Source organism: Auritidibacter sp. NML120636, assembly GCF_003185945.1.
GTDB classification, from domain to species: Bacteria; Actinomycetota; Actinomycetes; order Actinomycetales; family Micrococcaceae; genus Auritidibacter; species Auritidibacter ignavus.
The window spans coordinates 369587-383971 of sequence record NZ_QHLO01000001.1 but is presented as its reverse complement, the minus strand read 5'-3'; the positions used below and the strand labels follow the sequence as shown (position 1 = coordinate 383971).

General features: G+C 60.0%; 14 protein-coding genes, 1 tRNA gene and 1 other RNA gene. 9 read left to right on the top strand and 7 right to left on the bottom strand.

The window, feature by feature from the left end; genetic code table 11:
• The first annotated feature begins 220 nt into the window (after positions 1–220).
• The 3 genes from DCC25_RS01705 (at position 221) to DCC25_RS01695 (ending at position 2386) form a co-directional block, all read left to right on the top strand.
• Entirely contained in the window at positions 221–613 is a 393-nt protein-coding gene (locus DCC25_RS01705; protein WP_110100373.1) for a hypothetical protein, read from the top strand.
• 75 nt (positions 614–688) lie between these two features.
• On the top strand, positions 689–1033 hold the full coding sequence (locus DCC25_RS01700; RefSeq protein WP_110100372.1) for a hypothetical protein: 345 nt from the start codon (positions 689–691) through the stop codon (positions 1031–1033).
• Between the two features lie 129 nt (positions 1034–1162).
• The gene (locus DCC25_RS01695; RefSeq protein ID WP_110100371.1) at positions 1163–2386 is read left to right on the top strand and encodes a hypothetical protein; all 1224 of its coding nucleotides are present in this window, start codon (positions 1163–1165) and stop codon (positions 2384–2386) included.
• Here the strand turns inward: DCC25_RS01695 and DCC25_RS01690 are convergent.
• Genes DCC25_RS01690 through mptB (DCC25_RS01680) form a run of 3 tightly spaced genes read right to left on the bottom strand, consistent with a single transcriptional unit; the run spans position 2322 to position 7015 of the window.
• The gene (locus DCC25_RS01690; RefSeq protein ID WP_110100370.1) at positions 2322–3716 is read right to left on the bottom strand and encodes a glycosyltransferase family 87 protein; all 1395 of its coding nucleotides are present in this window, start codon (positions 3714–3716) and stop codon (positions 2322–2324) included. The genes DCC25_RS01695 and DCC25_RS01690 overlap by 65 nt on opposite strands.
• Positions 3717–3722: 6 nt before the next feature.
• The gene (mptB, locus tag DCC25_RS01685; protein ID WP_110100369.1) at positions 3723–5354 is read right to left on the bottom strand and encodes a polyprenol phosphomannose-dependent alpha 1,6 mannosyltransferase MptB; all 1632 of its coding nucleotides are present in this window, start codon (positions 5352–5354) and stop codon (positions 3723–3725) included.
• Positions 5351–7015 carry a polyprenol phosphomannose-dependent alpha 1,6 mannosyltransferase MptB gene (gene mptB / locus DCC25_RS01680; RefSeq protein WP_110099512.1) on the bottom strand — a complete coding sequence of 555 codons (1665 nt, stop codon included), beginning with the start codon at positions 7013–7015 and terminating at the stop codon, positions 5351–5353. Before mptB (DCC25_RS01680) ends, mptB (DCC25_RS01685) begins: the two co-directional genes overlap by 4 nt.
• Positions 7016–7219: 204 nt before the next feature.
• Between mptB (DCC25_RS01680) and orn the strand changes: the two genes are divergently transcribed.
• The 5 genes from orn to def all read left to right on the top strand — a co-directional run bounded on the left by orn (position 7220) and on the right by def (position 9695).
• On the top strand, positions 7220–7864 hold the full coding sequence (orn, locus tag DCC25_RS01675) for an oligoribonuclease (RefSeq protein ID WP_110099511.1): 645 nt from the start codon (positions 7220–7222) through the stop codon (positions 7862–7864).
• A gap of 116 nt (positions 7865–7980) precedes the next feature.
• Positions 7981–8053, top strand: a tRNA-His gene (locus DCC25_RS01670).
• A gap of 192 nt (positions 8054–8245) precedes the next feature.
• On the top strand, positions 8246–8683 hold the full coding sequence (locus tag DCC25_RS01665) for a hypothetical protein (protein ID WP_110099510.1): 438 nt from the start codon (positions 8246–8248) through the stop codon (positions 8681–8683).
• 27 nt (positions 8684–8710) lie between these two features.
• A complete protein-coding gene (locus DCC25_RS01660) occupies positions 8711–9022 on the top strand; it encodes an antibiotic biosynthesis monooxygenase (protein WP_110099509.1) in 312 nt (103 codons plus the stop codon).
• 31 nt (positions 9023–9053) lie between these two features.
• Complete coding sequence (gene def / locus DCC25_RS01655; protein WP_110099508.1) at positions 9054–9695, top strand: peptide deformylase; 642 nt, start codon at positions 9054–9056, stop codon at positions 9693–9695.
• A gap of 91 nt (positions 9696–9786) precedes the next feature.
• On the opposite strand, the gene DCC25_RS01650 is transcribed toward def, so the two are convergent.
• From DCC25_RS01650 to rnpB, 3 genes are all read right to left on the bottom strand, one after another.
• Entirely contained in the window at positions 9787–11172 is a 1386-nt protein-coding gene (locus DCC25_RS01650; protein ID WP_233487836.1) for a glyceraldehyde-3-phosphate dehydrogenase, read from the bottom strand.
• A 214-nt stretch (positions 11173–11386) separates the two neighbouring features.
• The gene (locus DCC25_RS01645; protein WP_233487823.1) at positions 11387–12055 is read right to left on the bottom strand and encodes an HNH endonuclease family protein; all 669 of its coding nucleotides are present in this window, start codon (positions 12053–12055) and stop codon (positions 11387–11389) included.
• A 225-nt stretch (positions 12056–12280) separates the two neighbouring features.
• An RNA gene (gene rnpB, locus DCC25_RS01640) (RNase P RNA component class A) lies at positions 12281–12648 on the bottom strand.
• A 121-nt stretch (positions 12649–12769) separates the two neighbouring features.
• Between rnpB and DCC25_RS01635 the strand changes: the two genes are divergently transcribed.
• Entirely contained in the window at positions 12770–13564 is a 795-nt protein-coding gene (locus tag DCC25_RS01635; protein ID WP_110100368.1) for a YaaA family protein, read from the top strand.
• A gap of 17 nt (positions 13565–13581) precedes the next feature.
• Here the strand turns inward: DCC25_RS01635 and DCC25_RS01630 are convergent, their stop codons facing one another.
• Positions 13582–14319: a zinc ribbon domain-containing protein gene (locus DCC25_RS01630; RefSeq protein WP_110100367.1), complete on the bottom strand. Its 738-nt coding sequence runs from the start codon at positions 14317–14319 to the stop codon at positions 13582–13584.
• Positions 14320–14385 lie beyond the last annotated feature (66 nt).

Sequence of the window (14385 nt, the reverse complement as noted above, 5' to 3'; positions counted from 1 at the left end):
TGGTCTCGCCGGGTGAGCAGACCGTGAGAGCCTGGTGGCAATCGAGGCAGAGGGAGACTGTGGTGCGCAAAGGGTGCGGGGGCTGTTTTGGACTGATCCTGCTGATTGTGTTGATCGTTCTGGCTAGCCGGGGTCAGCAAGGTATGGACCAACAACAAGAAAACCGCCGAGGCCACTTGAGTGAAGCGCCTCAGATGGTGGGGGCGCCGCCCGAGACGAGATGATTGAGGATCTCACCGAACGCTTTGAGGCGTTGTACCCGCACCCCGATTCCGAATGGTTCGTGGAGACGCGGCCACACGCCATCGAGTTCTACCGTCACGCCCTTCACGCCCAGGAGATGTTCTGTGAACTCACCGACTCCTCGTCACCGCAGTATCCTCCCTCCGCTGACGATCTGCGCGCGTTGGGTGAACTGGTTCAGGAGACCGAAGACGCGTCCGCCACGCTGAGCGAGGTGTCCAGGGCTTCGAATGGACAGGGCCACCGCCCGCACCACATGACCGGGCCGGAACCCCCCGCTACATCTCCGCAGCACAACGAGCGCTCGACCCTTACTGGGGCCAACCCGCCCGAGCCGAGGCTCCTCCAGCGGCATCTGCCACACGAGTGAACACCTCGGTCTTCGAACTGGTCACCACGCACTGGCCGCTGCAATGCACCACCATTCACGTGGTGGAAGACCAGTATGGCGTTCTGTGGCCAAGCTGTGCGTGTGCCAGGCATCCCCATCCGGGAAATCGCCAACGCCCACTGGGCCGTCCTCGCCCAGGCCCCTGCAACGCAGAGGCTCTCGGCTGAGCAGTTGCTGGAGGCTACGTGGCATCGATTGGTGGGCACCGACGCCGTCATCAATTCCTCGATCACCGTCAGCCCAGACCACCACGCGCAAGACCGGCTCCAGCAAGGACTTCAAAACGCTATGGAAAGCGACCGGGTCCAACGCACCGCTCACGGCAGGTTCATCGTGTCGGGTGTGTGTTGGCCGGTCACCTACCGACGTCCGTTCCGGGCACGGCCCGATGATGCCTGATGACGAGCCACATGAGCTTCAATAAGTCCCCCGACGTCTCACGTTGTCCTAGGAACCTTTTAGGCTACTTTCAGATAAGTCGCGCGGGATGCTGGACTTCAGCTATTCCATGAGTGAAAGCGAGTTGCGGTGAGCCAACAACAAGGTGGCGGGCTGGGGTGTTTGGGAGTGATTCTCCTGCTGGTCGTTCTGGGCCTGGCCATTGAATACTGGTACATAGTGGTCGGCATTATTGTGTTGCTGGTGGTTGGCTTTTTCGTGTTCTCGTCCCTAGCGGCAAGCGATCAAAGGCAACTGCAGGAAAAGCAAGATCGCATCGCCGCACGCAAAGAGCAGAACCAGCAGGAGGCCGAACGCCGTGAGCGCGCCGACAAGTTGCAAAGGATCACGGATCGTTTCACGGCCCTTGAAGCTCGATCAGCCTCCCAGATCCATCATTTGACAACCGAACCGGAGAACGCAGGCTGGCTAGTGGATTCCAACCCGCATGTGCAGGCGTTTCGGAGTCAATATCATCGCGCCCGGACCGAATTTTCTCGCCGTCTCAAGCCCTATTCGTCGATGTATCCACCTCGAGAGGACCAACTGACTCAGCTCGATGAGATGGTTACTGATCTTGAAGTGGCCTACGATCATGCCGATCGAGGGGTGCGGTTGTTCGGCTGGGGTGGTCCCGCGCCTGATTCCACCGACCTCGCCGCGGCGGCTCGCTACGCGGCCGAGGCCCAACGGGTACTGGATTCTCGGTGGAATCAACCGGCCCTGATCGACCCTCCCGGTCCGTTCTCGGTGACTCGTTATGGAAAACTCGTGCATGAGGCAATCACACGCCACTGGCCCGTGTTGCGCGAGAGCGTACACGACATTATGGCCGTCGCCGACTCAGCAGTCGTCAGACCCCATGTTCCCAGGGACACCGACGATGCTCTTGACACCCAGCTGGCCACCGGTCTCCTGGTGGAGGACCACAATGGGGCCTTGTGGCCGGCCTGGGTGGATCCCGACGAGTGGATTTGTCACCGCACTTTTCCCAACGATCACCACCCCGATTATCTGCCCTTGGTCCAGGCGCCGATCCGAGAAATTGCCAATGCCCACTGGGCGACGCTGGCCGAAGAGACCGAGGCTGGCGGGATGCCCGTCGATCAGCTCATCGAGGCTACCCTCCGCCGACTGCGTGGCCCCGATGCCGCCCCCGACAACAGTCCGCGGCTACAGGCCAGACTGCGTCGTGGCCTCGACGATGCACTGCTCAGTGACCGGGTGCAACGAGAATCTGATGGACGGATCACCTTGTTGCGGGTGACGTGGCCTGCGACCTATCGACGCTCCCGTTTCGACGAGCGGGGCTGAGCACCCACCGATCGGCCGCAGCGTTGAAGTCTCCCCCACCTGGATCAAGCGGTGAATTCTGGCTACCGTCACCGCGCAGTTCATCGCGTTGCGGACGCAGGATATCGCCGATGACTGACAAACAGATCCAGATCAGGGTTACCATGTGGGCGATGATGCCGGTGGCGTACCAGGCGGTGACCCACCAGTCACCGAACTCGCCACCGGAGGTGATCCGGGCCGATTCCATCCACACTCCGCCGAAGTGATACACCTCCGCGGCCTGCCAGATCCAAAACTGGGACTGTTTGGGCCGAGCGAGCACCACCAGCGGGATCAACCAGGTGACGAACTGCGGAGAGTAGACCTTTCCGAGCAGAATAAAGGCAGCCACGATCAACAGGCACAACTGAGCCATGCGGGGCCGGACCGGGGCACGCAAGCCCAAGACTAGGATTCCCACGCAACACAGGGCGAATAGGCCGTTGGAGATCAGCGAGAACGTCTCACCGGACCAGCCCGTGAAGTCCAGGGCCAACCACATCGAGGAGAAGGACACTTCACGATCGGAGGAGAAGGTGTAGAACCGCGACCACTGGTCGAAGGCTGTGAGCATAAACGGGATGTTGACCGCCAACCAGGTGATCGCTGCCGGGAAGATGACTTTGGCGAACACTCCGAGTTTGCCGGTACGGATCGCCAGCACCAGGATCGCGCCCAAGAAGAATAACGGGTAGAGCTTCATGGCCGTACCCAGCCCAATCAGCACCCCGGCGAGTACGTTCTGGTTCCGGGCAAAGGCCCACAGCGCCAGCGAGCCGAGCATCACCGCCCACAGATCCCAGTTAATGAACGCGGTCAGGATCATCGCAGGAGCAAGAGCTACCAACAGTGCGTCTTTGGGACGGTTGCGGGCGGTGTAGGCGGTGGCAATCACGGTGATGATCCAGCACACCGTGATCAGGGCGGCGTTGATGTCGAAGTAGGCCACGGTGCGTTCCAGCGTTGCGCCCTCACCGGGCACCATCCAGGCGGTGAGACCGGCGATGACCGCCAGCAGGGCCGGGTATTCCAGCCACTGGTCTTCGGGTAGTGGCGTGTAGAACGGGAACCAAGCTTCGGCCAGCCCGCGGGTGGGAAACAGTTGCGCGAAGTCCGAGTAACACATGTGGATGTGCGCATCCGGGGTCCCCCAGCCGTTGACACGACACCATTGTTTGGACAGCAACGCCAACACAGCCGCTACCAGGGTGACCAGCACCAGCACCACGAGCAGTCGGGGGGTGACTGCCGACCGGGGCACCGGGCGGCGTTCCGGGGTGCGTGTGGTGGAGTCAGTGGGTGCAGGCATAAGGGGTTAGTCTTTCTCCAGGTGTCGTAGCGTGGTGGCATCTCGGTCGCGTTGCGGCGGGAAGGCTTGTGAGGTGGCCGGATCCCAGAATAGCAACCCCGCCATCCCGATGACACCGATGACGCCGGTGATCACCCGCACCAGCAGGATGGGAATCCATTCGGCCACCGACACCTGATCGACCACGCCGATGACCACCAGCACCATGATGAGTAGGTACAGCATCCAGGACCAGCGCGGATGCCACAGCCGGACCACGGCGAATAGCGGCAGCACCCACACCAGGTACCAGGGCTGGATGATCGGCGCCAGCAGAATGGAGACGATCAGCGCGATACCGGTGGAAATCACCGGGTGGGTCACCGAGCGCTTCAGCGCCAGGTAGGCCACCACCACAGCAGAGATCACGGTACCCAGCGTGTAGACCACGTCGGCGACCGGGCGGATGCCGGTCTGGGCCAGCGCGTCGGTGATCCAGCCGATACTCAGGCCGAGCAACCCGAAGGGCGCATAGGGGAAGGCAGCGTCACCAGCGGTGGTCATGGCCGGGATCCAGCCAAACCACAGCCCGGAGATCCAGCCGAAGACGGTCATCACCGCACCGACCACGACCGCGCAGAGTCCCCAGGCGAGTATCCGTTGCCGATAGCTGACCTCGCGCTGGTCATGTGGGTCGGGTCGACAGAGCACCATCCCGGCGAAGGGCACGGCCAGAATTGTCAGAGGTTTGATGCCAATCGAACAGGCGATCAGTACCAGCCCCACCACGGTGCGCAGCCACCAGCCGGTCGTGGGCCGGTAACTGCCTAACAGCAGGAACCCGGCCAACAGCAGCCCCAGCATCAACGAGTCGTTGTGGACTCCAGCCACCAAGTAGAGACTGACCAGTGGGTTGAGTACGCTGACCCACAACGCCCAGTCGGGGCGGGCGCCGAATCGGCGAGACAGCTCAATCACGGTGTACCAGCACAGAAACAGCCCGGCGATCGAGACCACGCGGAACAGCAGGACCGCGATTTCCGGGACCTGGCCGGAGACAAAGGTGATGCCTTGTGCCAGTAGCAGAAACAGGGGCCCATACGGTGAGGGGGATTCGGCCCAAATGGAGTCGGCGCCTTGACTAAACCACCCGGGTAGCGTGGATACCCCGGTCTCATAGGGGCTCCACCCGGAGTGCAACACCTGCCCTTGGGCAATATAGGAGTAAACGTCACGGGAGAAGATCGGGAAGGTGAAGATCAGCGGAAGCGTCCAGAGCACCATGGCTCGGGTCAGCACCCGATAGCGGGCGTGTTCCAGTCGGGCGGGCGCCCCAGGTTCAGGCTCGGGGTTTATCCCGCGGTAGCGGGTGTGCGGCAATCGCAAATCTTGCCCAAGGCGTAACCAACAGCGAACCAGTAACAGTGAGGCGGTGACCAGCACGATGGCGCAGGTGAGCACCCCGGCGGTTTCCACACGCAGGGGGTTGAGCACCGTGGAGTGGGCGAACCAGGAGAATTGGGAGCTGGGGAGCCACCCCACGCCCCAGGAGGAGACCATGATGGCCAGGGAAGCGATCAGCCCGGTCAGCAGGTGACGGCGTGGTTCAGGATGGGCCAAACTCAACAACCGACGGTGGAACCAGATGCCCAGAGTCATTGATCAGCACCACTCCGATCAGGTTCGCGCGAAATCGGTGGCCTGTCCGGGGTGCGGGTGATCCGCCAGAACGCCAGGTCGCTGGCGCGTAGGGTCCGCAGGCGACGCCAGGTGTTTTTCAACCCGTCACGCACGTGCCAGTCTTCTTTCATCATGCGGGAGGTCAGCGGGTCCAGTAGCAGAATCCAGATGATGCAGATCCAGGACACCGCGGTAGATAGGTGGGGCATGAATTCCCCGACGGTGAGGAATTGCCAAATGAACAGCTGGTCAGCGGCACCGAAGGCAAGGAAGAAGGCGACGATCACGATGACCAGCTTCAGTTGCCAGTTGCCTTTGATGCCCACCACCACGAACAGGGGCAACAACCACAACACGTACCAGGGCTGGACGATCGGTGAAAGCAACACGATAGTGGCAAACGCCCAGGTGGTCCGTTGCAACAGCTGGGATTGTCGGCCGGTGAACATCAGAATCAGCACGATGATGACCGAGGCAATGCGACCGATGAGTTTCAGCACGTCCAGCACCCAGTCGCTGGGGATACCCAGGGCGTTGAGGGGAGTGCGGATCATATCGTAGGTGAAACCAATCGGCGACCACGGGACCGAGCCCGTGCCGGTCTCGGCCATCACCGATACCCAGCCGAAACCGTAGCCGTTGATGAGTCCAACAGCCACCAGCACGGCGAGAGCGATCGCCAAGGTCAGGGCCCAGTAGCCGAATTTGCGCACCCACCCCGGATTGCGTCCGGCCCACCACAGGCCAATAAAGGGTAGCAACACCACCGTGATGGGCTTAATGCCGATCGAGGCGACCACCAGCAGCACCGCGATCAGTCCGCGCCCGCGCACCGCGTAGTAGATCCCAGCGACCGCGAAGCCCACCATCAACGCGTCATTATGAGCCGAGGAGACGAAAGAAATAATAAAGAGCGGATTGGCTGCTGAGATCCACTGGGCCCGAGCCGGGTCCACACCATAGTGGGCTGCCAATGTGGGCACGTAGTACATGATCAAGGCCACGCCGGCGACAGCAACCACGCGGAAGAGCAGGATTGCCAGATCGGGGCTGTCCACACCGCTGAGGGCCATGATGCCGGCGGCAATCCATAAGAAGATGGGACCATAGGGTGTGGCGTCTTCAGCCCAGGTGGTGTCAGTGCCCAGTTGGAACCAGTTCGACAGGTTGGAAATGCCCTCTTCATAGGGGTCTCCCCCGGAGAGCACCAGCCGTCCTTGATTTACATACGCGAAGATATCGCGGGAGAAGATGGGCAGACAGAGTAGCTGTGGCAGGATCCACAGGGTGGTAATGATGGTCACCGGGGCCAGGGAGCCGGCGGGAAACCGGTAGAACCCTTGCTGAGACGAGACGCGCCGACGCAGCACAATCCCTAGTCGCAACCAGGCCCAGAACATCACCCAACATCCCAGCGTAAGGAGCAACGTTCCGATCGCCACGCCGTGATTGGTCGCGCGCAACGGGGTGAGCACCTGCCACTGATTTAACGGTGAGGCCGCTGCCAGCCAGCCGACTGCATAGGACCCGAGCATCACCATCGCCGACCCCACGACACCAACCACTGCCGCGATCACCAGCGAGGGTGAGAGCGCCCGGCGGGGTTGCTCCGAGGCGGTGGATACCTCAGTGGTGGTCATGTTCGTCCTTTTGATGGCAACCGGGGTACCCGGCCGGTGGAGTGGGCAACGGCCGCACCCACAGCTGTTCATCGGGTGTCATCGTGCTAATTCGGTGCATAATCTATCATCGTTAGCGGAGAGTACGGTGGAAGACACCAACACTGCCGGACTGTTGTTCCTGGCGGTGGAAGCATGTGAAATCAATTTGTCAGGGAGACACGAATGTCCGAGAAGACCCCCGTGGAGAATGCCAACCGCAATCTGGTGTGGATCGATTGTGAAATGACCGGGTTAGACCCGGATGTGGACACACTGGTGGAAGTTGCGGTACTAGTCACGGACTCGGAACTGAATATTCTGGGCGACGGGGTCGATGTCGTGATTAAGCCCTCAGACGCAGCGGTGACTCAGATGAATGATTTTGTCACCCAGATGCACACCTCCACCGGTTTGATCAACGAGTGGGAACAGGGCATGAACCTGCAGGACGCCTCCGCTGTGGTCATGGACTACATCACCACCCACTGCCCCACCCCGCGCACCGCGCTACTGGCCGGCAATACCGTGGGCCAGGACAAATTGTTTTTGACCAAAGAAATGCCTGCGGTCACCGACCACCTGCATTACCGGATCGTCGATGTCTCCTCGATCAAAGAACTGGCCAAACGCTGGTTTGTTGATGCCTATGAGAATGCCCCGGAAAAATCGGGCAACCACCGTGCCCTGGGAGATATCGTCGACTCCATTAATGAGTTGCGCTATTACCGAGATACGATCATGGTCCCCTCCCCCGGCCCCACCGCAGCGCAAGCCCAAAAAATTGCCGGTGAGTTGGAGCTCTATCAGACCGCTGACTACGCCCGTTAACGCCCTCTTTACCGCATGTTGTTCCCGATTGGGTGTCAACGAGAAAACAGGGTATAGTTACTAGGCGTTGCCCAGCAGACTATGACACATCATGCGCTGGTGGGCAGGACCTTATGGTGGGTATAGCTCAGCTGGTAGAGCGTCTGGTTGTGGTCCAGAAGGTCGCGGGTTCGAGCCCCGTTACTCACCCGGAAATATCGTCCCGTGAACTTTTCCGTTCGAGAGTTCACGGGACTTTTTTCATCCCCGGCTACCCGGTCTTGCCGAGTCATCGGGGCGCCAAGCCCCACCATTAGACCGGTCTGGGTCAGGAGTAGACTAGACTCGAATCTCAGCACAGCCCTGATCAGTGGCGCTGTTTTCGTGACCTCAGGAGCAGTCATGGCATCGAGCACTCAACGTGTCGCCTCGTTGGTATCCCACCGTGTGATCGGTTGCGTGCTCGCGGTGATCGCTGGGCTCACCTTGAGTAGTTGTTGGTCTGACTCCACCGATGAGACCTGTTCTAAGGTGCTGGAGTTTCAGTCTGTCCAGTCCCAGACCCACGGTGATGCCATCTCCGATAACACCACCGTCAGTGACCAGATGACCGAGGAATGGAACCAAGCCACCGATAAGACCAGCGATGATCGACTCGCTGAGGCGATGCGCGTGTATGCGCCAGCATTTACCCAACAGGTCTCGACCATGGCCGGTGAATCACCCGATGCCGTCCCGGATGTCGATTTATCGAACCCAGATATTCAGCAGGCCGCGGCCACCCTCGACGAGATCTGCGGTACGAGCTGGAGTCTTGACGAGTCATCAACCTCCCCGTAGGAAATATCACGAAAGGCTGACTACCCGATGTCTATTGTTGTGATCAATGCGCTGACCGTACCTGACGAAGCTCGCGCAACTCTCGAACAGCGTTTTGCTGCTCGCAAACATGCTGTCGACCAAGCACCCGGTTTTGAAGGCTTCAAATTGTTACGCCCTACTGCCGGCGAAGACCGTTATTTTGTCTTCACCCAATGGGCTTCCCGTCAGGACTTTGAACACTGGCGCGACCACGGTGCAGCTGCCGCACATGCCCATGACGATTCCGAACAGGGCGAGCGTCCCAAACCGGCCGCCCAAAGTGCTGAGCTTCTCGAGTTTGAGATCGTCGACCTCTAGAAATCACTCTAGAGCTAAGGAGTAATTTTTCGTGGCCACTATCCGTCCTATCACCATTCACGGTGATCCTGTCCTCCACCGTCGTGCCACTGAGGTCACCGAGATCACCCCGGAGATCGTCACGCTCGTTCAGGACATGCACCTCACCCAGCGGGTTGCCAATGGCGTTGGCTTAGCCGCACCGCAAGTTGGGGTCGGGCTACGAATCTTTACCTGGGGCTACGAGGACACCGCAGGGGTAGCACCCACCCACGGCGAAGTGATCAATCCGGTGCTGACTGTGCTGGGCAAAATTTCGGAGGAAGAACCCGACCGCACCGAGGATACCGAGGGTTGCCTGTCGGTCCCCGGGCTGGGATTCCCCTTGCAGCGTTCAGATCATGTCCGCCTGCAAGGTTTTACCGTCAACGGTGATGCGCTCGATTTCGAGGCCACCGGTTGGTTTGCCCGCATTATGCAGCATGAATTCGACCACCTCAACGGCACGCTATATGTCAACCGGTTGAATAAGCGCTGGTCGAAAAGGTGGAAGAAAGAGCTGAAAAAACACGGCTGGACTACCGAAGGTCGCACCTGGTTGCCAGGAAACGATCAGGATCCTTTCGGCCACGAGGTAGACGCCGAGGCCCTGGCCGAAGCGGAGGATACACCAAACAGTCGGCAAGATTCCTAGCCACCAACGCACAGCCCCCGGCCACGTCCTTCTGTTGGGACGCATTCGGGGGCTGTGGTGTTCGCTGTCCTGATGCCTCGGTTGGGCGGTCCTAGTCGCGAGCCGGAAGCACTGGCAGGGATTCACCGGCCATCTTCTCAATGACGCGGATGACCTGAGAAGAGTATCCAAACTCGTTGTCGTACCAGACGTAGAGCACCAAGTGGGTGCCGTTATTGACGATGGTGGACAGACCATCAACTACGCCGGCACGCTCGGAGCCCACAAAGTCGGTGGAGACGACCTCTGGAGAGTTGGTGTAGTCAATCTGGCTACGCATCGCACCGGTCAGTGACTCTTGGCGCAAGCGGGAGTTGATCTCATCGACCGAGGTCGGCTTGTTGAGTTCCAGGTTCAAAATAGCCATCGAGACATCCGGAACCGGAACACGGATGGCATTACCCGATAATTTGCCCTTCAACTCGGGCAGAGCCTTGGCCACTGCTTTCGCCGCGCCGGTTTCGGTCAGCACCATATTCAGGCCTGCCGAGCGACCGCGGCGGGAGCCCTTGTGGAAGTTATCGGTGAGGTTCTGGTCGTTGGTATAGGCGTGCACGGTTTCGACGTGGCCGTGGTCAATGCCGTACTCGTCCTGGATAACCTTCAGCACCGGAGTGATGCCGTTGGTCGTGCACGATGCGGCGGAGACGATCGTGTCCTCGGGCCGAATATCAGTGTGGTTCACACCGTAGACGATGTTTTTAATATCGCCCTTACCCGGTGCGGTCAGGATCACCTTGGCGCTCCCCCGAGCAGCCAAGTGCTTGCTCAGGCCTTCTTCGTCACGCCAACGCCCGGTGTTATCGACCACGATGGCCTCGGAGATGCCGTAGGCGGTGTAGTCCACCTCGGCCGGATCGGAGGCGTAGATGACCTGGATGCGCGTGCCATTGGCGGTGATGGTGTTGGAGTCCTCATCCACCACGACCGAACCGTTGAACGGCCCGTGAATGGAGTCGCGGCGCAACAGGGAAGCGCGTTTGATCAAGTCGTCATCGGTGTTGCGACGCACCACAATGGCGCGCAGCCGCAAACCGGTTCCGCCACCGGCGTGGGAGAGTAGAATCCGGGCCAGCAGGCGACCGATCCGGCCGAAACCGTAGAGCACCACATCGGTTTCTTCCCCCACCCCGGCACCGTTGCCGTCGACAATGTCAGCTAGTGCGGTGCGCAAGAACTCTTCGGGGTCGTTCACGCCCGAAGACCGCCAGTCACGCACCAACAGGGCGAGGTCCAATTTGGCCGCACCCAGGTTCAACTGAGTAGCTGCCTGTAGCAGGGGGAAGGTTTCAGCAATGGGAAGTTCGGCTTCATCGACCTGCCGGGCAAAACGGTGGGCACGGATAACGTCGATGACCGACTTGTGAACCAGCGTGCGTCCATGAATGTTGGTGACAACATTGTGGTCGCGGTAGAGCTGGCCGATCAGCGGGATCATCCGCTCTGCCAGTTCTTCTCGCTGTCCCCACTTGTCTTCGGCCTGTTTAATCTCAGCGGTGTGATCTGCCACTGGGTGTTCATCCTCTCTGGCGAAGGCAATGCCCCGACGACATCCTTGTCGCAGGGCGGGCTGCTACGGATGGCTCCAAACGTCCTTTCATTCTAACCACGACTAGCCGGTGGGCAGGGACATCACACGGCGGAGCAATGGCTCACACCGCCGATTCGTAGGCAGGCTGGTCCGGACAGGTCTGCAGAATATTCTCCAATGCCTGTCGTTCTTCCGCGGTGACCCACAGCTCATATTTGGCTTTGACCGAGATCTGTCGGCCGGCATACTCGCAGTGGCTTTCCGGATCCGGAGGCAACCATTCAGAGGCGTCGCTATTAGATTTGGCAGTATTTACCGGACCGGAGACGGCTTCAAGGTTCAACGGGTCGTTAGCAAACCGGTGGCGCTGGTCTTCAGACAGTTCTTGGGCGCCTTTTTGCCAGGCGTCTGATAGCGCAACGACGTGATCAATTTGTACCTGCGAGGAGGTGTCCTCGCCACGCTGGAAGGTCAGGGTTTGACCGGTGTACAGGTCCTCAAGCACCCCGCTGTCTACCACGCAGTCATCGGTGCCACTGCGGTAGGTGACGTTTTGGAGATCACGGGCCAGAATTTCATTGCGGGTACTACACCCATCACCGTCGAGGTCCAGCCAGCCATCACCAAAGTATTCGCGCTGATATTCAGCGGAGAAGTCACGGTCCCCGGTCTCCAGGTGATCAAGGAGCTCTTCAGCAGTGCGGTCTTGGGCATCCACCTCGGTCAATGTGGACTGGTCGGGAAACAGCCCGAAGACCACGAGCAGCCCCATCAACACCAGGGCGGCCACCACGACGGTCCCGGTCGTGCGCCGGGAAGACTTCCGCCGGCGGCTCGCGCTACGCCCGATGCCTGGCGACCTGCGATGTCCTCTGTGGTGATGGGACCGAGAGCCGAGGCGAGACCGCGACTTTCCACGCCGAGGATAAGGTGCCTGCACAGCCGCGTCCTCCTTTAAGACCCTAACGATGTGGGAGATATTCACCGGCAGGTGGCCACCGGTGCTGACGATCAGTGGGATGGACCGGCGATAAGCCGGATCCTGTGCCGTGGGCTCGTTGCCAAGCCCACGGTAACGGTCATCCATCTAGGTCAGACTGCATTGCTGCAGGACTCTAGCAACCAACCCGGGTGCGTCTCGCGGGCCACGAGTTGGCACCCTACTTGGTTTTGCACCGGATGGGGTTTACCAAGCCGTTGCTGTCACCAGCAACGCTGGTGGTCTCTTACACCACCGTTTCACCCTTACCCAACAGGGGCGGTTTACTTTCTGTTGCACTAGCCTGCGGGTTACCCCGAGTGGGCGTTACCCACCATCCTGCCCTACGGTGTCCGGACTTTCCTCGACTCACGTCGCTGAGCCGCGACCGTTTGCCGGACCATCCCGGACAGCTAGTCTAGCGTTCCCGGCGGTCACCCTCAGGCCATAAGAACAACTGTTGTTTACATCGCCACGACTTGTCGGTCACCGGGAGTTTGGTCTCTGCCGTTTAGAGTGGGACTAATGCTAGTGCTTTTGCCCCCTTCAGAAGGAAAGAATTACCCAGAGAAAGGTCGCCCGATCTCTTGGGATTCTTTGGTGTTCCCGCAACTGAACGGAGAGCGCCACACCATGATGGGAAATCTGGCGACAGCCTCCTCGTTGCCGACGGTCTACGATGAGCTTGGGGTGTCCCGAAAACTCAGCAATGAGGTGGCCGCCAACCAGCACCTGAATATTGCACCCGCCGCACCAGCGCACCAGATTTATACCGGAGTGCTCTATGAAGCATTCGATTATGCCTCCCTGACGCCGGCGGCCAAACGGCGCGCTCGGCAGAAAGTTTTGGTTTTCTCTGGTCTGTTCGGCGTCACCGGGATTGCCGATAGAATTCCGGCCTACCGGATGTCTGTATCCGCCAAACTGCACACCGTGGGCACGACCGCTAAGTGGTGGCGCCCCAAAATGGCACCGTGGCTGGACCAACGCGCCACCCACGATGGCCCGATCGTGGATTGTCGATCCGGTGGTTATCAGAAAATGTGGGAAGCCCCGCACCCCATCACATTGACCGTCAATGTTTTCCAGATGCGTGGTGGCACCCCGAAGACTGTCTCCCACGCGGCAAAGTACACCCGTGGCCGAATTGCCCGAGCCTTAGTCGAGGCCGATGCTCGCTCCACGCGCTCCTTGGACAAGGTGCTCGACGTGGTCAAAGAAGCCGGCCGTAGCGGTGGTGAAGACCGCTGGGACGTGGAAATGGTGCGCCCCCAAGCCTCTCGGGGCGGCTCGTTGCAGGTCATTTTGCCTGAAGACTAGCTCCGACTACTCCGTCGCTACGCCTCGTCGCGAATAAGGATGACGCCGGTCTCTGGATCATAGGCCAGCTGGTCGGCGGGCGTATTGTCAATCGCTGCGAGTTCTACCGGCGACAGTGTCATGCCACTGGCCGAGGTATTGCCGTCTAACCGCATAACACCGATTCCTGCGTTACGCTGGGCAATGTCTTGGTAGTGAGCCACCAACTCCTCCGGCAGGCTCCCAACCAGTTCAGCCCGTGCTGCCGTTAGTCGTTTGCCCTCGGTAGCGATCTGGCCCATCTGGTCTTTCAGTCGCACCGCGAGCTCTTCGAGGTTTTGCTTCAAATACTGACGCTGTTGTTGGCAGGCGGAGATCTCGGCATCCACCCCGGCCACAGCCTCACGGGCAGCACCGGTGGCCGCTTCCGCCTGCGCCAGATCGGCTTCCACCGAGGATTTCTGCGCCAAGATCGCATTCAACTGGTGGGAGTTCGCCGCGTTCTCTTCTGCTTGCCCGCTCAACGTCTTCACCCGCCGGTCAAGGGATGCTTCGGTTGACTGTGCTTCAGCCAGGCGGAGACCAGCGTCCTCCCGTTGACGGTTGAGGTGTTGGAGTTGATCGGTGAACTTCTCGTACTGGTTTTTGCCTTGCTGGTAATCAGGGTCTTTCTTCAGCTGAGCCAGGCGCTGTTTCGCTGTGGCAATCTGGGTGTCGAAGGCCTGCAGGTCGAGAAGTCGTCGTTGGGTTTCGGGGTCGTAGCGTGTCACTGGCATCGCGCCATTCCTTTCGATCCGTACACTGTCCGCGTCGCTTCTGGTCTCGTGTCTTCTCGTCGGGTC

Bases quoted from the DNA above. Each gene is read 5' to 3' on its own strand.
- mptB (WP_110099512.1), bottom strand. From the start codon at position 7,015: ATGACCACCACTGAGGTATCCACCGCCTCGGAGCAACCCCGCCGGGCG.
- DCC25_RS01665 (WP_110099510.1), top strand. From the start codon at position 8,246: ATGGCATCGAGCACTCAACGTGTCGCCTCGTTGGTATCCCACCGTGTG.
- DCC25_RS01635 (WP_110100368.1), top strand. From the start codon at position 12,770: ATGCTAGTGCTTTTGCCCCCTTCAGAAGGAAAGAATTACCCAGAGAAA.
- DCC25_RS01690 (WP_110100370.1), bottom strand. From the start codon at position 3,716: ATGCCTGCACCCACTGACTCCACCACACGCACCCCGGAACGCCGCCCG.
- DCC25_RS01700 (WP_110100372.1), top strand. From the start codon at position 689: ATGGCGTTCTGTGGCCAAGCTGTGCGTGTGCCAGGCATCCCCATCCGG.
- DCC25_RS01705 (WP_110100373.1), top strand. From the start codon at position 221: ATGATTGAGGATCTCACCGAACGCTTTGAGGCGTTGTACCCGCACCCC.
- DCC25_RS01630 (WP_110100367.1), bottom strand. From the start codon at position 14,319: ATGCCAGTGACACGCTACGACCCCGAAACCCAACGACGACTTCTCGAC.
- mptB (WP_110100369.1), bottom strand. From the start codon at position 5,354: ATGACTCTGGGCATCTGGTTCCACCGTCGGTTGTTGAGTTTGGCCCAT.
- DCC25_RS01660 (WP_110099509.1), top strand. From the start codon at position 8,711: ATGTCTATTGTTGTGATCAATGCGCTGACCGTACCTGACGAAGCTCGC.
- DCC25_RS01650 (WP_233487836.1), bottom strand. From the start codon at position 11,172: ATGATCCCGCTGATCGGCCAGCTCTACCGCGACCACAATGTTGTCACC.
- orn (WP_110099511.1), top strand. From the start codon at position 7,220: ATGTCCGAGAAGACCCCCGTGGAGAATGCCAACCGCAATCTGGTGTGG.